Genomic DNA, 18,374 nt, shown 5'->3' with positions numbered 1-18,374 from the left:
GTTAACGCAGCAAGGCACACGAGGGCTGCGCGGACGTGGCGGGAGGGGGGCATCAGACGTTCTCCGCCGTCGGGCCAGCAGTGTCGCGGGTCTCGACTTCGCTCAGCCGCACCATCCCCTGCCGGGTGCAGCCCAGCAGGATCTCGCGGTCGTGAAAGCGCACCACGGCGAGCTTCATGCCCGGCCCGATGAGGCTGGTCTCGATCAGTTGCAGGTGCCGCCCGCCACCCGCCGCCGGGGTCTGGCCGAGCCGGGTCTGGAGCCAGCGGGTCAGCCACAGGCTCCCCCAGATCATGCCCCCCAGCAAGGGCAGCAGCAGCGCCAGCCGCAGGAGATATTCGACCATCGTCCCGGCCCCGGATCAGAGCAGATCGTCGAGCGCGGAGGTCAGCGGATCGACCGGCGGGGGCGCGGGGGCAGCCGGGGACGGAGGCGGCGCGAGATCGGCGGGATCGGGCAGACCGGCGCTCTCGCCATCAACGGCAGGGGCGGAGGGCGGGACATAGCCCGGCGGCGGGGGCACATCCTTGCCGTCCTCACCCACCAGACTGACGATCCGCAAGCCGAAACGCCCTTTCTCCGCCACCACCTCGCCGCGCGCGATCACGCGGCCATTGGCGGTGACATCGAGCAGCTCGTCGGTCAGCCGGTCGAGCGCCACGGTGCTGCCCTCGCCCAGCATCAGCACATCGCGCAGGGGCATCTCGGTGCGGCCGAGTTCGACCGAAAGGCGCACGGCAACATCGCCGAAACGCGCGAAAGAGGCGGGCTGGAAAGCGGTCATCGTGCGAACCCCTGATGAGAAGCGGAATTGGGAAGGCGGGTCAGGCGGATCGCCATGCGGTCTTCGGCGGTGCCGACGCTGCCGTGGCCGATCAGCGTTTCGCCCGCCATCAGCGGCACCTGCCGCCCCATCGCGAGCGGGATGGTGTCCCCCGGGCTCAGGCTCTGGAGCCGGGCGAGCGAGAGGTCGAATTCGGCCAGCACCACGTGCAGCGGCAGCGGCACGCCCGCAAAGGGCGCGGCCATGCCGGTGGCGGGGGTGCGGGGCTTGCGCGCGGAAGCACGGCGACCGCCGCCGGGCAGCAGGCGCGGCATCCGCTCGGCCGCCACGGCCAGGCTCGCGCGCCACATGCAGCCCTGCCGATTGGCGATATCGATCGTGAACATGAAAGCCTCGGCATCGAGCGCGAAGGGCTTCAGCCGCGCCGCGCTTTCGCTGCGCACGATCACCTCGGCGCGCGGCGTTCCCCCGGCGGGCGGCGGCATGTCGCCGAACCCGGCGCGGGTGATGGCGCCCGCGATCGTCGTCGCGGCCTCCTCCACCAGCAGTGCGGCCGAGCGCGGCAGCGCCTCGGGCACGGCGCCGGTGATGCGCCCGTCGCCGCCAAAGCTGCGATCGGTCAGCGCGATGGCGGTGGCGAAATCGAAGCTGAGCAGCACGCTCTCACCCGCCGCGCCCACGCGCAGCAGACTGTTGGCGGCGATCGGCCCGATCCGCCGCAACGCATCTGCGCCGCTGAGCTTGTCGGGTTCGGAGATCGTAACCTCAAGCCGGTCGCCCGAGAGCAAGCCCGACAGGTCATCGGCCAGCAGCCGCGCCAGATCGCGCCGCCAGGCCGCCATCAGCGCCGCGGCTTCCTCGGGCCGGGGGCCGCGGTTGACGAGTTCGGCGCAATGCATCGCCGCCGCGCGCGCAGGCGCGAAATCGTGGGTCAGCCTCATTGCACCAGAAATCCCTTGAAGTGCACCGCATCGATCCCGCCGAAGCCCTCGTTCTCCTCGAGCACGGCGTTGACCGCCTTGGTCAGGCGCTTGGCGAGCTTTTCCTTGCCCTCGACGTCATAGACCTCGGCCTCGGTGGTGGCGGCAAGCTGGGCGAGGATCGCCGAGCGGATCGCGAGCTCGTGGTTCTTGACCCATTGCAGCACCCGCCCGTCACGCCGGGTCGAGACCGCCAGCTCAAGCTGCACCAGCCCCGGCGAATCCGCGAGGTTGGAGGTGAAGCTTTCCTCGAAGGAATAGTAGGCGGTGCGATACTTGCTGCCGCCCTCGCCATAGACGGGGGCGGCGCCGTCTTTCTCCTTCTCCGCGCCGGGGAGGGAGTAGGGATCATCCTCGGTCTTGAGCACCAGCTTGGGCTCGTCGGGCTCATGCGCGCTATCACCACCGCCGATCAGGCCCATCGCAAAGGCGCCGTAAGCCCCGCCCGCGCCCGCGCCGAGCAGCAGCACCGCGCCGAGCGCGATCTTGATCATCCCGCCCCGTCCCCCCGCACCGGACTTGCCGCCGCCTTCCCCGTTTTCGGGTTTTTCCTTGCCCTTGGCCATGGCGTGTCAGCTCCTGTCTCTATTGCGTGCCCGCGCCCCCGAAAGGGCTCAGGCGAAGGTTCCGCGTGCGTGGTGGCCGGGGCTGGCGGCGGCCTCCCCCTCCTCCTCGGCACGCGCGCTGAGAGCGGCGGCGGTCGAGGGTCGGCGGTGGTCCGGCGCAGCCTCGCCGTCTCGCTGACCCGATTGGCCCAGGTATGGTTGCGAGGCCCCTTGCCCCCCGTTAGGGGAAGCCCCGTAGCGCTGGTCGCCCGTCCCGTTTTGCGACCCGCCGTGATGACCCGTCGATGCGGCACTGTCCGCCGTGGCCGCGACGGCGCGTTCGGCGAGTGCCAGCTGGATCGCGGGGACGAAGCCCGGATCGCGGCTCGCCAGAACCGCGCGCCATTGCTCGGGTGCGGGCTGCTCCAGACGGAGCGAGACGAAGCCGAACTCGGCATGGCGCAAGGTCATTTCCGGTCGCGCGGTGCGCATGGCTTCGCGCAGGGTGCCGACCTGATCGATCGCCTGTTCGAGCTGCACCGCGGGCGGAGCTGCGCGGGGGGCGTCGGTACGCTCGGGGGCGGCGGCGGGGAGAGACGGCGCAGCGGCGAGCGTGGGCGCGGGGGATTGCTGACCGGGTGCCGGAGCAGACTGAGCAGGTGCCTCGGCGAGCGCTTCGACGGGCGTGGCTGCGGAGGGCATGGTGGGGGTCGGAGCGTCCTCGGCGGGTGCGGAACCTGCTGGCGCGGGCGAGGTCGCCGCGCGGATCGACGCAGCGGCGATGCGGGCAAGCGGGAGAGGCCGGGCCTGCACCTCCATCGCGACTGTCGGCGGCGGCGGCGGCACTGCGGCGAGCGGCGCGGGGATAGGCGTCGCGACGAGCGCTGGCGTGGGGGCGATCAGCGGGGCGGGCAGAGGGACAGGCGCAGGAGGCGAAGTGTCGGCCTCGGCCATCTCATCCTCGCCGACGTCCGCCACCGGTTCGGGGGAGGCCACCGGCACAAGGTCGGTCACACGGGCGGGAGCCTCTGCCGGGGTCGGGAGATCATCCGGCAGTGCGGGCGGCGCGGGGGCAGGTGCGTCGGCGATCTGGACGGCGGGCTTGGCGTCGGCTTCAGCGAAAATGGGCGCGAGAGCGGGCCGCGTGTCCTCTTGCAGCAGCTCCACCGGAACAGCCGCTCGCGGCGCGGCGATCGCAATGCCGCCGCGCGTCAGCAGAGCTCTTGCCGGATTCGCCTCGGCGGGCGCGGGCAGGCTCGGCGCGCGCGGGGTCTCATCCGTCAGCGGCGGCGGCAAATCCGCGCCCGCCAGCGGCAATCCCTTGCCGGGTTCGGCCGGGAGCAGCGGCGACAGAGCGAGCGCCGGATTGGCAGCGCTCGGCATCGCAGGCGCATCGGGCGCGGCGCCCGGCTCCGGCGCAAGCGCCGCGCCGAGCAGTCCGGCAAAGTCCAGCGCCGTACCGCTACCCGCAGCGCCTTGTGCGGGCATTGGCCCGGGCAAGAGCGCGCTCGCGGGGGCAGGCGTGTCGGACAAAATGGGGATCATCGGCGTGTCCTCGGCAAGCGGGTCAGGTGTGCGGAGTGCTCTGCAACTTGCGTGCCAGCGGCACGTCGCGCGCCGCCTCGCGCCGTTCCTTTGCCGCAGCGAGCGCGGCGCGGGCCTCGGCCTCGCGCTCGGTCAGGCGCCGGGCGCGGGCTTCGGCCTGCGCGAGGTTTTCGATCTGCCAGGCGCTCTGGCGTTGCGCATCGCGGGCGGCATCGCGGGCATTGTCGGCGATCCGGGCGAGCCCGGCGGTGAATCCCGCGCGCGCCGCCAGCGCTGCGCCGGTCGTCGCCCCCGCCCCCGGCGCGGCCGCATCGACCAGCGCGCGGCTTCGCGCGGCAAGCGCATGGTGACGCGCCTCGGCATCGCGCGCCTCGGCCAGCGTGCGCAGCGCCTGCTTGCGCGCGACTTCGGCGATCAGGCGCTGGTGCCGCAGCAGCGCAAGGCGGCGCGCCTCACGCACCGGCATTGCCCATCAGCGCCAAAAGCGCCGCATGGCTTGCCGCCAGCGGCTCGGCCTCCCCGCGCGCCTGCGTCAGGAAGGCGTCGATCGGCTGCGACAGCGCCAGCGCCTCGTCGAGCAGCGGGTCGCCGCCCGCGCGGTAGGCGCCCATCATCACCAGATCGCGCCCGCTTTCGCGCGCCGCGATCAGACCGCGCAACCGCCGCGCGGCCTCGAGCACATCGCGCGGGACAAGATCGTCCATCACCCGGCTCAGGGAAGCGGGAATGTCGATCGCGGGGTAATGCCCCCGGCTCGCCAGCTCGCGCGAGAGCACGATATGCCCGTCGAGGATCGCGCGCGCGGTGTCGACCACCGGATCGTTGGTGTCGTCCCCGTCGGCCAGCACGGTGTAGATTCCCGTGACCGCCCCGCCGGTGCGCGCGGAATTGCCCGCGCGCTCGACCAGCCGGGTGACCGCTGTCAGCGCACTTGGCGGATAGCCCCGCGCCGCGCCGGGCTCGCCCAGCACCAGCGCCAGCTCGCGCGCGGCGTGGGCGACGCGGGTGAGGCTGTCGAGGATCAGCAGCACCCGCTTGCCCTGCGCCCTGAAATACTCCGCAATGCCGCTGGCATATTGCGCCGCGCGCAGCCGCAGATTGGGCGCGTGATCGGCGGGGACAGCGACCACCACGATGCCCCCGCGCCGGTGTCCAGCCATGTGGCGATTGACGAAGTCGGAGACCTCGCGCGCACGCTCCCCGATCAGCGCCACCACGGTGACATCGGCAACCGCGTGACCTGCGATGGTGTCGACCAGCACCGACTTGCCGACGCCCGACCCCGCCATGATCCCAAGCCTTTGACCCACACCCATCGCGGCGAGCGCATTGACCGCGCGCACCCCGCAATCGAAGGGCTCGCGCACGCTCGCCCGCTCCAGCGCGCCCTCGCGCCGCCCGGCAAGTGGCCAGATCTGCGGCAGATCGAGCCGCGGGCCGCCGTCGATCGGCTCGCCCAGCGCATCGACCGCGCGGCCCAGCAGCGCCGGGCCGACGCGCACTTCACCCGGCTGCCCCAGCGCGCGCACCCGCGCCCGCGGGCGCAGCAGCATCGTATCGCCGAGCAGCATCATCAGCGAGTGCCCGGCGCGAAAGCCGATCACCTCGGCAAGGCATTCCGCGCCCGCATCGTTTTCGATCAGCCCCAGCGAGCCGACCGGCAGCGGCAGGCCCGCGACCTCGATCAGCCCGCCGTCACAGGTGACCACGCGCCCGTTAAGCACCGGCCCGCCCACGGGCCGCGCGGCGCGCATCCGCGCCAGATCGAGCTGCAATTCGCCGATCATCCGCGCAGAGCCGCCGCAATCGCACGGCGCCATGCGGCAGGGCCATCGCTGACCGAGCCGTCCGGCCCCTCGATCACCAGGCTGCCGGGTTCGAGCGCCGGGTCGGGCACGCAGCGCATCGCGGCGAGCACCTCTTCGCCCAGCAGGGCCATGTCATCGGGATGGAGATGGAGCGCCAGCGTGTCAGGCGCGCCACCGATCCGCCGCGCGGCGGTGATGCAGCGCGCGCGCAGGGCGTCGGCATCGCGCGCAGCCTCGCCCAGCACGCTGTCGCACAGGTGGAGCACGGTGGCGGCCAGATCGTCGGCCAGCACGCCAAGCGCGGCTTCATCGAGCGCGCGGAAGGTCAGACGCAGCGCACGCTGACGGGCGGCGAGCGCTGCACTCTCGGCCTCGGCAGCAGCACGTCCGGCGGCCTCGCCTTCGGCAAAGGCGCGCGCGCAGGCCACGGCGAGCGGATCGGACGCAGGTTCGGGCACGGGCGCGGGATCAGGCGGCGCGGGCTTCCCCAGCGTCTCGCCGAACAGCGCCGCCTCACGGAAGGCGCCGGGCGCGCCGAGCGAAGCCAGCCAATCCGGCGCGGCAGTTTCGGCAATCTCGGGCTCGGCCAGCGCCACGAGCCAATCAGACGAATTCGCCACTGCCGCTTCCGATCACGATCTCGCCCGCATCGGCGAGCCCCTTGGCAATTTCGACGATCGCCTTCTGCGCCGCGACAACCTCGCTCTTGACGAGGCGTCCGCGCAATTCGATCTCGTCGCGCACGCCGTCCGCCGCGCGGCTCGACATGGCGGCGAAGAAGGGCGCGCGGTCGGGCTCCTTGAGGCCCTTCAACGCATCCACCAGCTTCTCGTTGTCGACATCGCGCAGCAGGCGGCCCATCGACATCGGGTCGAGCGCGAACAGCATTTCGAAGGTGAACAGCTCCTCCTCGATCCGCTCGGCCAGCGGCGCATCGCGTTCGGCGATGGCGGGGAGCACGGTGCTCCGCAGCTCGCCCGCAGCCAGATTGATGAGGTTCGCCGCCTCGCGCGGGCCGCCCATCAGCAGCGGAGCAGTGCCATAGGTGGCGGTGATGCGCTGGGTCAGCAGCGTGTCGATCGTGGCGATCGCCTTCGCGGAAATCGACCCGCTCTTGGCGACCCTCTCGACCACCAGCGATTGCAGTTCGAGCGGGAGCATGGCGAGCACTTCGGCAGCGGGTTCGGGCTCGATCAGCAGCAGCAGTGCGGCGATCACCTGCGGATGTTCGTCGAGGATCAGGCGCACCAGCACGCCAGGCGCGAGCCATTGCGCGAGCTCGAGGCTGCGTGGGGGGGCATCGGGCTCGATCCGCTGCATCATGGAGTCGGCGCGGGCCGGGCCCAGCGCCTTATCGAGCAGGCTGCGCACCCGGTCGGTGCGCCCGCGGCGGGGGAGCAGCTCGCGCGCCGCCTCGCCCGCGAAATCGGCGAGCGCTTCGGCCATGTGCGGCTGCTCGATCTCGCCCAGCTGCATCATCGCCGCGCCGAGCTTTTCGAGTTCGGCCGGGCTGAGGCGCGCGAGCAGGCTGGTCGCCTCCTCGTCGCCAAGCAGCATCAGGAACACCGCGGCGCGGTCCACCCGGCTGAGCAGCGCGGGCGGCGGTGCGGCGGGGGCCGTGTCGTTCAGGGCATCCTCAAGGCTCATGCCGCCTGTGCCTCCGGCTGCGGGCTGTCGGGCGCTTCGAGCATCCGCTGGAGCGCTTCGACCGCGCGTTCGGGCTGCTGCACGGCGAGCCGCCGGGCGAGTTCGACCTGACGCGGCAGATCGGTAATCGCCGCGCCGGTGTTGTCAGCGTCGGGCGCGTTGTCGGCATCTTCCGCTCGCCCGGCCAGCAGCGTGCCGTCAGCGCCATCGGCGGGAGGCGCCGAAGCTTCACCCCTGCCCTTGAGCTTGCCGATCAGCGGGCGCACCGCCAGCAGCAGCACCAGCAGCACCGCCAGCAGCGCGGTGCCATAGCGCACCAGCATCGCGAACCACGGCGCTTCGTAGAAGGCGGGCGGCTCGAGATCGGCGGGCTCGAACTTGCTCGCGACGACCTGCACCTGGTCGCCGCGCTGGGTATCGGCACCCACGGCGGCGCTCACCAGCGCCTGCAATTGCTGCGCGGTCATCGGCGCGGCGGCCTTCAGCGCGGCATCGCTCACCGCGACCGCGACCGAGAGTTTCTTCAAAGTCCCCGGCCCGGCGGTGGTGACGGCGACCTCGCGGCCCAATTCGTAAGAGCGATCGGTCGCGGTTTCGGTGTCGGTCGCGCTGCCCGGCGCTGCGGGCGGTGCGGGGTTGGGCGCGCCGTCGACCAGCTCGGCCTGCGGCGGCGGCGTATTGGCCGGAACGCCCGGCACACCGCCTGCGGGCGCAGCGCCGGTGCGGGTCGCATTGCGGGCGCTCTCGGCCCGGATCGCGCCTTCCTTCTCATAGGTCTCGCGCGCGGTGGTGACTTCCTGCGTGTCGAGTTCGACCTGCACCTGCGCGGAGAAGTTGCCTTCCCCCAGCAGGGGCGTGAGCAGCGCGTCGATCTGCTGGGCAAGCTTCGCCTCATGCTCGCGCTGCAGCGTCAGCCCCTCGCCCGCCGCCTCGCGCGGGTCGGACAGCAGGCGGCCGTTCTGATCGACCACCCGCACAGCGTCGGCGCTCATCCCCGGCACGCTGGCCGCGACGAGATTGACGATCGCCTCGACCTGCGTTTGCGACAGGCTGCGCCCGCTCACCAGCCGCACCATGACCGAGGCGGACGGCGGGTTGGTCTGGCGCACGAAGGCCGATCGTTCGGGCGTGGCGAGGTGGACGCGCACGCTCTCGATCCCGTCGATCTCCTTGATCGTCAGCATCAGCTCGCGTTCGCGCGCCAGTCGCAGGCGCTCGCCTTCCAGCGTGCGCGAGGTGCCGAGCGGCATCGCGTCGAGCATCGCCTCGGCCCCCTCGGGCGCGGCGATCCCGGCATTGCTCGCGACCAGCATCTTCGCGCGGTAGGCGTCGCCTTCCGACACGGTGATCGCGCCGGTCCCGTTGTCGATACCGTAGTCGATCCCGCCCGCTTCGAGCGTTTCGACCACCTTGGCGCGCTCGGCATCGGTAAGGCTCGCGTAGAGCACCCGGTCGGGGCCGGACGAGATCGCCATCCACAGCGCGCCTGCCACTGCGACCGCGCCGAGCCCGCCCATCGCAGGCAAAGCGCGGGCGAGTGCAGGCTGGCTGACGAAGCCTGCCAGCGGCGGCGGCAGCATGGTGCGCCAGCCGCTTGCAGCTTGCGGCGCAGCGGGCAGGCCGGGGATGTCGGCGGGGACGGGAAGTGCAGCCTCGGCCATCTATCAGCCCCCCATCCGCATGATGTCTTGATAGGCGTTGAGCAGCTTGTTGCGCACCTGCAAGGTCGCCTCGAAAGCCACGCCCGCCTCCTGCCGCGCGAGCATTACCTGCGCGATGTCGGTCACTGCCCCGCGTTCATAGGCGACCTGCATTTGCGAGGAATGTTCCTGCACCGCGTTGACCTGCTTCAGCGCCGTGTGCAGCGTATCGGCAAAGCCTGCGCCCGGCGCGCGGGTCGGGGCCTGCATGGCACCGTTCGCCTCGCTGGCGGCGCGCACCTGCCGCAGCGCGCTGCTGCGCGCGAGCACCTGGCTGCGCAGCGCCATCACGTCCTCGATCCCGAAGCTGGCGCGACCCACGGGGTTCATGCCGCACCTCCCGCCGCCAGCATCCCCGCCCCGCGCATCGAGGCGAGGCGGTAGCGCAGCGTGCGTTCGGAGATGCCGAGCGTGCGCGCGGTCGCCGCACGATTGCCGCCGTGGCGGCTGAGCGTGTCGAGGATCGCCCGCGCTTCCGAGGCAAAGGCGACATCCGATAGCGAGCACTGCGCCGGGCCGCGCGGCGCAAGCGCCGGGGCCGCATCGGCGACGGGGCGCACCGCGGTGTCGAAGATGATATGCTCCGGCCCAATCACTTCCGCCTCGCCCGCCAGCAGCAGCGCGCGGCGGATGACGTTTTCGAGCTCGCGGACATTGCCCGGCCAGGCGTGCGCTTCGAGCATCGCTAGCGCCGCATCGGCGATCCAGCCCGGCTGGCCCGGCGCGCCGGGGGCTGTCTGGGGCGCATGGCGCAGCAGCATCGCAAAGGCGAGCGGGGCGATATCCGCCGCCCGCTCGCGCAGCATCGGGAGGCGCAGGGGAAAGACGTTGAGGCGGTAGAGCAGATCCTCGCGGAACCGCCCGGCGGCGGCTTCGGCGGCAAGATCGCGGTTGGTGGCGGCGATGATCCGGCAATCGACCTTGACCGGCCGGGTCGCGCCCAGCGGCAGAACCTCGCCTTCCTGCAGCGCGCGCAGAAGCTTGGATTGCAGCGCCAGCGGCAGTTCGCCGATCTCGTCGAGCAACAGCGTCCCGCCGTCCGCCGCGCGAAACAGCCCCTCGCCCGCCTCAGCCGCGCCGGTGAAGGCGCCCTTCTTGTGGCCGAACAGCAGCGCCTCCAGCATCGCTTCGGGCATGGCAGCACAATTGACCGCCACGAAAGCGCCATCTGCGCGGCCGGAGAGATTGTGGACGAAGCGCGCCAGCACCTCCTTGCCGGTTCCGGTCGGGCCTTCGAGAAGGACGGGAATGTCGCTCGCGGCGATGCGCTCTGCCAGCGTCAGCAGCGCCAGCGATTGCGGGTCGCCCGCCACCGGCCAGCCGCCTTGCGCCGAGGCCGCGATCAGCGCCGGACGCGCGGCTGCGGGGGCGGCGGGATCATAGGCGAGCGCGATCCGCCCCGTGCCGTTCAGCGCGATGGCGGGCGAGGCGGCGGGCGACAGCGCAATCGCCACCTTGCCGCTGCGCGCGATGGCCGCGGCCATGGTGGGCGGCAGGCTCTCGCCCAGCACGATCCGGTCGCGCTGCCAGCGCCCGCCCATCAGCGGCACGGTCATGTTGATGAGGATATCATGCGCGCCCGCGGGCATTTCGCCCTGCCCCGCGCTGATCGCCGGTTTCGTCATGCTTGCCCCTGTTGTCGTCTGGTTGCCGGTGTGTGTGGCAAAGCTCTGCCGCATACAGGCTGGACGCGAGGCAAATTTAAGCCCCCGTAGCTTCCCCTATTGGCCCTGCGAGGAACACCTAGGCCCGAGCGGCGGCGGGATCGCCCTGTGCGGTCAACACACTGTCAGCCGCCAATCAATCGACTGTTTTCGCGATGAAAATTTTTCCGCTTAAACATCCCGGATCACGGCCGCTCTATGGGCCAGCAGCGACGGGCCAATTCGTCCTGCCTGACCATTCGGGAGTTTTGACAATGAACGTGATCAACACCAACACCTCGGCCCTGCGCGCCACCAACTCCGCTGTGGCTGCGGGCAAGATGCTCGGCACCGCAATGGAGCGCCTGTCCTCGGGCAAGCGCATCAACAGCGCCGCAGACGACGCCGCCGGCCTCGCCATCGCCACCTCGATGACCTCGCAGATCCGCGGCATGCAGCAGGGCATCCGCAACGCCAATGACGGCATCAGCCTCGCGCAGACCGCCGAAGGCGCGCTGAACGAAGTGACCAACATGCTCCAGCGCATCCGCGAACTGGCTGTCCAGTCGGCCTCGGGCACCTACGAAGACGCGACTGACCGTGCCTACATGCAGGTCGAAGTGGACGAACTGACCGCGCAGATTGGCCAGGTCATCACCAACAGCGAATTCAACGGCGTGGTCCTGTTCGACGCCAGCACCGCGACGGTCGACATTCAGGCCGGCGCCAATGGCACCGACACCGTGACCCTGGCCATGGCCGACCTCACCAGCCTCGCCGCGAACGGCGGTGCGGCGGGCTCCTACGACGTCTCGACCGCGACTGCGGCCAACACGCTGATCGGTTCGGTCGACACCGAGCTTGATGCGATCAACAGCGCCCGCGCCACGCTGGGTGCCGGCCAGAACCGCCTGCAGTCGGCGGTGAACAACCTCACCAACGTCTCGACCAACCTGTCGGACGCCCGCTCGCGGATCCAGGACACCGACTACTCGGTGGAAACCACCGCGCTCGCCAAGGCGCAGATCCTCGGCCAGGCCTCGACCGCGATGCTGGCGCAGGCCAACCAGTCGCAGCAGAACGTGCTCTCGCTGCTGCGCTAATCCTTCCCGCACCCGCCCCATTCCCCTGGGGGCGGGCCAAGCAAGCCCGGAGCCGCAAGGCTCCGGGCTTTTTGGCGTGTGACGGCTCGGTCATCGTGCACCCTCAGACAGCCGAGTTGCGCGCGTGTTGGAGACACTTGAGACAGTGTCCAGAGAGAAGATACCGGCTTCGCGCTGACAGCCGCTGGAAGGCGGTTCGTGCTGATGCAAAGCGCGGCGTGCGGTCGTGGCATTACCGCAAGGCTGGGAGATCGCCCTTGCGTAGGAAAGCACCTCGGCTTCGGGACCCGTAGAGGAAAACGCTGTCGTTCAGCTAGCGACCCCAAACCGGACATCATGCAGCGCGTGCGCGTAGGCCAGTCTCAAGTGTCCTCACTAGCTGAAATCCGGGGTAATTCAGCTTTGTGTATTTATGTCTGTAGTAGACATTCCAGTAACTGGCGACGCGCTGCTTAGTCAGTTTCCAATAGTCCGTATTTTCGGAGATAAACGAGATCATCGCGTCAACATTTAACGGAGTGGTCGCACCTGCGATGTCCTCGATGATCTCGACGACATACTCACCGATCAGGGTTACCACAAAGGGTGCAGACCATGGCTGCACCGCGGGTAGAAGTGATCGCAAAGCACGCTGACGGTCAAAGCCGTTGGAACTCTGAGTTTGGAGACAGGCGGCCATTTGCGCGATGGGGCTGTCGTTTGAGGGCGTGCTTTGGTCCTCGCTATATCGAAGCCGTCGTGGCACGAGTATTTTCTCTCCGCCAACTAGAAGGCTCACTTGGTTGGCCCATTGTCGTGGATCAAGAAGGCCATGGACCACCATTCCGGCTTCGACCGCGTTTGTCCCCATCGACATGGGGAAGGCGCCTGCAAGCTGGCTGACGTCAATTTCAGTGAGCATCTGAGGGTGGTCCATAGCCTCGATTGTCTAGCTTTCGCGATTTCCGATTTCCACCCATTCCCGGCCATCCAGAATGCTACGGCGCTTGCCCGAAAGCCGACACCGGGCCGCCCGACAAAAAGGCCCCGGCGGGGTGCACCGCGGGGGCCTTTTTGTCGTTGCGTCGACCTGATCACGGCTCGTCGCGTCGGAAGAAGGTCAGGGTCCGGGGGCTACCTTCGCTGCCTTCACCGGCGGTGCCGCTGCCGACTGACGTGGGCCGCGCCCTTCGAGCAGCAGCAGCGAGATGCGACGGTTTCTCGGGTCCGCGGGGTTGTCGCCGATCAGCGGCTCGGTGTCGGCGACGCCCTCGATCCGCGCAAAGCGATTTTGTGTCACGCCGCCCAGCACCAGCGCCTGACGGGTGGCTTCCGCGCGGCCGGTCGAGAGCGACCAGTTGTTCGCGCTCACCCCGCCGCGCCAGGGCAGCGAATCCGTGTGACCGCGCAGGATCAGCGGGGCGGCCTCGTCCTTCAGCGTGTCGGCCATCACCTCCAGCAGCCCGCGCGCATCCTTGGTGAGGATCGTGGTGCCCAGTTCGAACATCGAGAAATCGGCATTGTCCATCAGGTCGATGCGGATGCCCTCGGGCGCGCGCATCACCCGCACCTGCTTGGCGAGGTGCCGCAGCTGGCGGCGCTGGACGAGCTTCTGTTCGATCTTGTCCTGCAATTCCTTCAGCTTCTTGGCGTCCAGCTCGCCGCGCCCGCCGCCTTCGGTCGGGCCGCCGGTGACGCCGCGCGGGATAGTGATCGAACGTGTGCCGGTCTGGCCCATTTCATTGGGATAATTGTCCGGATCGGTTAGCGACGATCCGCCCAGCAAGCCGTCCGACCCGGCGCTTTCCTGCCGCATCTTGACCAGCGTGGGCGCAAAGTAATCGGCGATGCCCTTGCGCTGCTTCTCCTCGGTCGCGCCGAGCAGCCACAGCAGCAGGAAGAACGCCATCATCGCGGTTACGAAGTCGGCATAGGCGACCTTCCACGCCCCGCCGTGGTGGCCGCCTTCGACCACCGTGATCTTCTTGACGATAATCGGCGCGGGGATCGCCGCAGGGCCATCCGCCACCTCACCGCCCCCGCATCATGTCGAGCAGGTCGGTGAGCTTGGGGCGATGCGCAGGCGGCAGGCCCGAGCGCGCGGCTTCCAGCACCAGCGGCTGCGGATAGCCGTGCAGCGAGGCGATGATGACCTGCTTGATCGAATGGAAGATCTGGCTGTCGTGCGCGTTGATCTGCTTCAGCCGCGCGCCCAGCGGCCCGGCAAAACCATAGGCCAAGAGCACGCCCAGAAAGGTGCCGACCAGCGCAGAACCGATCATCTTGCCGAGAATCTCCGGGGGCTCGTTGATTGCGCCCATCGTCTTGATGATGCCGAGCACCGCGGCCACGATCCCGAGCGCAGGCAGCGCATCGGCGAGCGACTGGATCATGTGCTGCGGCTCGTCCATTTCGTGCAGCTGGGTCTTGATCGCATTGTCGATGATATCCTCGACCGCGTGGGTATCGAGCGTGCCCGAAGAGACCACCATCAGCGTCAGCGGATCGCAGATCATCGCGCTCACCACCGGGTCGGCCTGAAGCTTGGGGTATTCGGAAAAGAGCGTCGAATTGCCCGGCTCGGTGACATGGCTTTCCAGCGCCACCGCGCCTTCGGAGCGCAGCAGCTTCATCAGCTTCGATGTCAGCGCGATCGCGTCGATGTGATCCTGATCGGTATATTTCGGCCCCTTGAAGATCTTGCCCAGCCCGCCGCCGAGCAGCTTGATCTCGTGCATCGAGTTGCCGATCAGGGTCGCGCCGGTCGCCGCTCCGCCGATCATCATGAATTCGAGCGGGAGCGCCTTCAGCACCGGGCCCATCGCCCCGCCAGCGAGGATGAACCCGCCGAACACCATGGCGAGCAATACGACTATGCCAATGGCAACAAACATTCCGCCAGCCCTCTCTTAGCGCAGCGCGTCGAACAGGGTCAGCGAGCTGACGCGGGCGAAGGCGGCCTGGCTGGCCTCGAGCGCGGTCATCGTCTGCTGCAGGCGCGCGATGGCATCGGCGATGTCGGTATCGCCCACCCGGCTGCGGCGTTCGGCCAGCACGATCATGCGCTCGCCCTGCTGGGCTTCGACCTGCTCGGTCCAGGCCATGCGGGTGCCGAGGATGGTAACTGCGCGGTTGGTGGTATCGAGCGCGGCGTCGATCCCCTCGATCGCGGCATTGGCCGCAGCGACCGGATCGGCCGCGCCGCCCTGCAACGCCGCCGCCAGCCCGCCGAGCACGGCAAAGGCGCTGGTGGGGGTGCCATTGAGGTTGAATTCGAACACTTCGCTGCCCGGCAACCCGCGGAAGATTTCGGTCCCCGGTGCGACCGGCACGGCGCCGCTTTCGGGCGTGCCGGCATAGGTGACATTGCCAAGCGCATCGCGGGTGAAGGCCGCGCCCGAGGATTGCCCCGCGAACAGCGGCTCGCCGGTCAGCGAGACGGCGTTGGCGCGGGTGAACAGTTCCTGCCCCAGCTGCTCCAGCTCGAAGGCGACCGCCTGCCGACCGTCCGGGCCGAGCGGGGCATTGGCGGCCTGCAGGGCCAGTTCGCGCGCGCGCTGCAGCAGCGCGGTCACCGCCTCGATCTCGTTCGCGCCCGCAGCCAGATCCTGCCCGAGCCGGGCGGCGTTATCGCCCTCGACTCCGGCCAGCGCCTCGCGCCGGGCGATGCTGCGCAGCTGCGCGGCGGCGGCGGGATCATCCGACCCGCGCTCGATCTTGCGGCCCGTGGCGATCTGCGAGCGCGTGCGCTCGATCCCGGCGCGAAGATCGGCCATCTGCGCGAGCGAGCGGTTGAAGTAGGAGCCGGTCGAATTGGTGATGAAACCCATGGCGCGCGCTCCCTATCTGAGGTCGAGGATGGTATCGAACAGCTGCGCGGCGACCTGGATCACCCGGCTGTTGGCTTCGAAAGCCTGTTGCAGGCGCACCAGATTGGCGGCCTCGTCATCGAGATCGACCCCGGTCTCGCGCAGCAGCTCGGCCTCGGCGCTGGCGGCGACAACGCTGAGGCCCTCGGCGCGGGTGTTGAGCGCGGACACCTGGCTGGAGAGGCCCAGCAGCAGGGCGTCGGCCTCGCTCGCAGGCCCGCCGGGCCCGGCATAGCTGGCGATCAGCGCGGCGAGATTGGCCGTGTCGCGGCTGCCCGCAGGCGCGCCTGCCGGAGCGGTGGCGAGGCCATCGGCAGAGGCGAGCACCACGTCGATATCGCCCGCTCCGGTGCCGCCGAACAGCGGCTGACCCGGCGAACCGTCGAGCCCGGCGCCATTGGCCTGCGCGGTGTTGGCGAGGCCGATCGCCGAAGCGGCCAGAGCATCGAGCCCGGTTTGCAGCCCCGCCATCTCGCCAAGCGCCGCTGCCCGACCCGCCATCGCTCCGCTGGCAGGCGCAAAGGCCGTGCCGCCCACGGTGAAACTGGCGGTGCCATCGGCGGCATAGGTGACCGCGACCGGCTGCGTGACCGAACCGGTCACCAGCGCCACGGGCGGGGTGCCGGTCAGCATCACGTCGGCGGTGCCGTTGGCGTTGATGGTCGGCTCGAGGCCGAATTCCTCCGCCAGCCCGCGCAGAGCCTTGTCGCGCGCATCGAGCAGCGCCGCGCGCCCGGCGGTGCCCTCGCGCGAGCCGACCAGATCGGCGTTGATCTTGGCCAGCTCGCCCGCCAGCTCGTTGACGGTCAGCACCTCGGCGCTGACTTCGGCCTGCACGAGGCTGCGGGCATTGGCGAGCGTGCCGTTGGCGATGCGGAAATTGCCCGCCATCTTGCGCCCGGCCTCGACCGCCGAGAGCCTCAGCGCGGGTTCAGTCGGGTTGTTCTGGAGCCGGGTCAGCGCGGCTTCGAAATCGACGATGCCGGTGAACACGCCTGAAGTTTCGAGCGCGCTTTCGGCCTCGCGCAGCGCGAAGAATTCGGCCTCCGCCGCTGCCAGCGCCGAGGACGTATCGCGCGCCTGACGCTGCACCAGCGAACTTTCCGCACGCTCGATGCTCCCGGGGCGCACGCCGCCGAGCGAGTCGACCGCATTGGTGCCGATCGAGCTTGTCATCACCAGCTCGCCCTGCGTCAGCACCCGGCGCGAATAGTCGGGGTTGGAGGCATTGGCGATGTTCTGCGCCGTCAGCTCGAGGCTGCGGCGGCTGGCGCTGAGGCCGGATCGGGCAATGGTGAAAATCGCGGTTGGCATCAGCTGTCCCCTTGATCCGCAGCTTTAGCGGGCAGGTGTTGCGCGAGGCTGGCCTCGATACTCCGGGCAAACCCGAAGGCGCCGGAATTGGCGGCGATTTCGGCGAAGTGTTCGTCACGCATCGCTTCGAACTGCTTGAGCCCGCCGCCGGTCAGCGGCGCGTCCTCGGCAAAGCTGGAGGCGCGCGCGCTGGCGAGCATCTTGCGGATCATGATCGCCTCGAAGCCTTCGGCGGCCTCACGCAGCGCGGCCCGTTCCGGAGAGAAGGGGGGCTGGCCGGTACGGGCCGCGCTACCGGGCGCAGGGACGCCCGAGGGGGAAAGGGGGCGGATCACAGCACCACCATTTCGGCTTGCAGGCTGCCCGCCTGCTTGAGGCTTTCGAGGATCACCACCAGGTCCGACGCGCCCACGCCCAGCAGGTTGAGCGCATCGACGATCTCGGTCAGCGAAGCGGCGGCGGGCATGTAGGCGACCCGGTCGGAGCGTTCCTCGACGGTGATGTCGGAGGATTCCTCCTGCGTGGTCTCGCCCCGGCTGAAGGGCGCGGGCTGGACGATCGCGGGGTTCTCGTCGATGCGGATCACCAGCTTGCCGTGGCTGATCGCTGCGGGCGCGAGGCGCACGGCATCGTTGATCACCACGGTTCCGGTGCGCGAATTGACGATCACTTTCGCCGCGACCGGCGCGGGCGTGACGGCAAGCATCTCGATCTCGGCCATCAGGCCAGATCGCATGTCGTTGCCCTGCGGCAGGGCCAGCTCGATGCTCACCCCGTCGGCGATGGTGGCAATGCCGGGATAGCGGCCATTGATCGCATCGCGCACCCGCGCGGCGGTGAGGAAATCGGCCTTGTGGAGGTTGAAGCGCAAGGTCGGCGACAGGTCGAACCCGGTCGCCACCGCGCGCTCCACCGTGGCGCCATCGGCGATCCGGCCCACGGTGGCGACATTGACGCTGACCTGCGATCCGTCACGGCCCGTCACGCCAAGGCCGCCCACCGCGACATTGCCCTGCGCCATCGCGTAGATCTGCCCGTCCGCACCGTAGAGCGGCGTGAGGATCAGCGCCCCGCCGCGCAAGGAGAGCGCCTGGCCAAGGGTCGAGACGGTAATGTCGATCCGCTGCCCCGGCTTGGCAAAGGCAGGCAGTTCCGCCGTCACGATCACCGCGGCGGAATTGCGCAGGATCGGCGAGACACCGGGCGGCAATTGCAGCCCCAGCCGCCCGGACACCCCCTTCATCGCCTCGGTCACATATTGCAGGTTGTTGTCGCCCGTACCCGCGAGGCCGACAACCACGCCATAGCCGGTCAGTTGGTTTGCGCGCAGGCCTTCGAACTGGCCGAGATCGCGGATGCGCTCGGCCGCAGCAGGCGCGGGCATGTGCCCGGCAACCAGTGCGATCAGGATATAGAGGATCGGCGCGAGGATACGGATGCGGTTCATCGGTGCGGCC

At 69.7% G+C, this 18,374-nt stretch carries 20 protein-coding genes; 1 reads left to right on the top strand and 19 read right to left on the bottom strand.

Annotated elements, in window-relative coordinates; genetic code table 11:
• Positions 1-52: 52 nt before the first annotated feature.
• From BZF59_RS01165 to BZF59_RS01105, 12 genes are read right to left on the bottom strand one after another with little or no spacing between them, the layout of a single operon-like run.
• On the bottom strand, positions 53-346 hold the full coding sequence (locus BZF59_RS01165; protein ID WP_086606412.1) for a flagellar biosynthetic protein FliO: 294 nt from the start codon (positions 344-346) through the stop codon (positions 53-55).
• 15 nt (positions 347-361) lie between these two features.
• Positions 362-784: a FliM/FliN family flagellar motor switch protein gene (locus BZF59_RS01160; RefSeq protein ID WP_086606411.1), complete on the bottom strand. Its 423-nt coding sequence runs from the start codon at positions 782-784 to the stop codon at positions 362-364.
• Complete coding sequence (locus tag BZF59_RS01155) at positions 781-1,725, bottom strand: flagellar motor switch protein FliM (protein WP_086606410.1); 945 nt, start codon at positions 1,723-1,725, stop codon at positions 781-783. The genes BZF59_RS01160 and BZF59_RS01155 overlap by 4 nt, the downstream gene beginning before the upstream one ends.
• Entirely contained in the window at positions 1,722-2,330 is a 609-nt protein-coding gene (locus BZF59_RS01150) for a flagellar basal body-associated FliL family protein (protein ID WP_086606409.1), read from the bottom strand. The genes BZF59_RS01155 and BZF59_RS01150 overlap by 4 nt, the downstream gene beginning before the upstream one ends.
• Positions 2,331-2,378: 48 nt before the next feature.
• Positions 2,379-3,854, bottom strand: coding sequence for a hypothetical protein (locus tag BZF59_RS16155; protein WP_158094235.1), 1,476 nt, complete (start codon positions 3,852-3,854; stop codon positions 2,379-2,381).
• A gap of 22 nt (positions 3,855-3,876) precedes the next feature.
• The gene (locus BZF59_RS01135; protein ID WP_158094234.1) at positions 3,877-4,314 is read right to left on the bottom strand and encodes a hypothetical protein; all 438 of its coding nucleotides are present in this window, start codon (positions 4,312-4,314) and stop codon (positions 3,877-3,879) included.
• Positions 4,307-5,641, bottom strand: a complete 1,335-nt coding sequence (locus tag BZF59_RS01130; RefSeq protein ID WP_086606406.1) for a FliI/YscN family ATPase — start codon at positions 5,639-5,641, stop codon at positions 4,307-4,309. The genes BZF59_RS01135 and BZF59_RS01130 overlap by 8 nt, the downstream gene beginning before the upstream one ends.
• Positions 5,638-6,282 carry a FliH/SctL family protein gene (locus tag BZF59_RS01125; RefSeq protein WP_143738048.1) on the bottom strand — a complete coding sequence of 215 codons (645 nt, stop codon included), beginning with the start codon at positions 6,280-6,282 and terminating at the stop codon, positions 5,638-5,640. The genes BZF59_RS01130 and BZF59_RS01125 overlap by 4 nt, the downstream gene beginning before the upstream one ends.
• Entirely contained in the window at positions 6,266-7,309 is a 1,044-nt protein-coding gene (gene fliG / locus BZF59_RS01120; protein ID WP_086606404.1) for a flagellar motor switch protein FliG, read from the bottom strand. The genes BZF59_RS01125 and fliG overlap by 17 nt, the downstream gene beginning before the upstream one ends.
• Positions 7,306-8,970 carry a flagellar basal-body MS-ring/collar protein FliF gene (gene fliF, locus BZF59_RS01115; protein ID WP_086606403.1) on the bottom strand — a complete coding sequence of 555 codons (1,665 nt, stop codon included), beginning with the start codon at positions 8,968-8,970 and terminating at the stop codon, positions 7,306-7,308. The genes fliG and fliF overlap by 4 nt, the downstream gene beginning before the upstream one ends.
• Before the next feature lie 3 nt (positions 8,971-8,973).
• Entirely contained in the window at positions 8,974-9,339 is a 366-nt protein-coding gene (gene fliE / locus BZF59_RS01110; protein ID WP_086606402.1) for a flagellar hook-basal body complex protein FliE, read from the bottom strand.
• Positions 9,336-10,634: a sigma-54 interaction domain-containing protein gene (locus BZF59_RS01105; RefSeq protein ID WP_245805960.1), complete on the bottom strand. Its 1,299-nt coding sequence runs from the start codon at positions 10,632-10,634 to the stop codon at positions 9,336-9,338. Before BZF59_RS01105 ends, fliE begins: the two co-directional genes overlap by 4 nt.
• Before the next feature lie 293 nt (positions 10,635-10,927).
• On the opposite strand from BZF59_RS01105, the gene BZF59_RS01100 reads away from it, so the two are divergent.
• Complete coding sequence (locus BZF59_RS01100) at positions 10,928-11,755, top strand: flagellin N-terminal helical domain-containing protein (protein ID WP_086606401.1); 828 nt, start codon at positions 10,928-10,930, stop codon at positions 11,753-11,755.
• Positions 11,756-12,089: 334 nt separating this feature from the next.
• Here the strand turns inward: BZF59_RS01100 and BZF59_RS01095 are convergent, their stop codons facing one another.
• The 7 genes from BZF59_RS01095 to BZF59_RS01065 all read right to left on the bottom strand — a co-directional run bounded on the left by BZF59_RS01095 (position 12,090) and on the right by BZF59_RS01065 (position 18,364).
• Positions 12,090-12,656 carry a hypothetical protein gene (locus BZF59_RS01095; RefSeq protein ID WP_143738047.1) on the bottom strand — a complete coding sequence of 189 codons (567 nt, stop codon included), beginning with the start codon at positions 12,654-12,656 and terminating at the stop codon, positions 12,090-12,092.
• A gap of 198 nt (positions 12,657-12,854) precedes the next feature.
• Entirely contained in the window at positions 12,855-13,763 is a 909-nt protein-coding gene (locus tag BZF59_RS01090; RefSeq protein WP_086606399.1) for a flagellar motor protein MotB, read from the bottom strand.
• Position 13,764: 1 nt separating this feature from the next.
• Positions 13,765-14,628, bottom strand: coding sequence for a flagellar motor stator protein MotA (motA, locus tag BZF59_RS01085; RefSeq protein WP_086606398.1), 864 nt, complete (start codon positions 14,626-14,628; stop codon positions 13,765-13,767).
• 15 nt (positions 14,629-14,643) lie between these two features.
• Complete coding sequence (locus tag BZF59_RS01080) at positions 14,644-15,564, bottom strand: flagellin N-terminal helical domain-containing protein (protein WP_086606397.1); 921 nt, start codon at positions 15,562-15,564, stop codon at positions 14,644-14,646.
• A gap of 12 nt (positions 15,565-15,576) precedes the next feature.
• Positions 15,577-16,917 (bottom strand): flagellar hook-associated protein FlgK, encoded by a 1,341-nt coding sequence (gene flgK, locus BZF59_RS01075; RefSeq protein WP_086606396.1) that lies wholly within the window; start codon positions 16,915-16,917, stop codon positions 15,577-15,579.
• On the bottom strand, positions 16,917-17,252 hold the full coding sequence (locus tag BZF59_RS01070; protein ID WP_086606395.1) for a hypothetical protein: 336 nt from the start codon (positions 17,250-17,252) through the stop codon (positions 16,917-16,919). Before BZF59_RS01070 ends, flgK begins: the two co-directional genes overlap by 1 nt.
• Positions 17,249-18,364 (bottom strand): flagellar basal body P-ring protein FlgI, encoded by a 1,116-nt coding sequence (locus BZF59_RS01065; protein WP_086606394.1) that lies wholly within the window; start codon positions 18,362-18,364, stop codon positions 17,249-17,251. The genes BZF59_RS01070 and BZF59_RS01065 overlap by 4 nt, the downstream gene beginning before the upstream one ends.
• Between the last annotated feature and the right edge of the window lie 10 nt (positions 18,365-18,374).

Source organism: Erythrobacter donghaensis, from assembly GCF_002155425.1.
GTDB lineage: Bacteria > Pseudomonadota > Alphaproteobacteria > Sphingomonadales > Sphingomonadaceae > Erythrobacter > Erythrobacter donghaensis.
This window is presented reverse-complemented; position numbering and strand designations above follow the sequence as displayed.